This window comes from Citrobacter sp. TBCS-14 (genome assembly GCF_005280805.1).
Lineage (GTDB): Bacteria > Pseudomonadota > Gammaproteobacteria > Enterobacterales > Enterobacteriaceae > Citrobacter > Citrobacter gillenii.
The window spans coordinates 1-247 of record NZ_SZWM01000627.1 but is presented as its reverse complement, the minus strand read 5'-3'; the positions used below and the strand labels follow the sequence as shown (position 1 = coordinate 247).

Sequence of the window (247 nt, the reverse complement as noted above, 5' to 3'; positions counted from 1 at the left end):
CATATGCGCGTCGGCGACAGTTCCTGGCCCGTCAGCGCCCGCGACGATTTGAGCGCCGGAACGCAGGTTGAAGTCATTGCCGTTGAAGGGATAACCCTGATTATTAAAGCGGTATCACACTAAAAAGACAGGAAATAAGACTATGGTCAGGAAGACACCCCTTGCCTTTGCCCTTTGCACGTTACTGACCGCCGCCCCGCAGGCATTCGCCTCTTTCGATATGGAAGACTGCAAATGGAGCGACGAC

The 247-nt window shown here is 54.3% G+C and carries 1 protein-coding gene; it reads left to right on the top strand.

What is annotated here, in order from left to right:
* The coding region (locus tag FDX22_RS20320; RefSeq protein WP_304571787.1) for an NfeD family protein at nt 1-123 on the top strand (123 nt) is incomplete at its 5' end.
* Nucleotides 124-247: the final 124 nt, after the last annotated feature.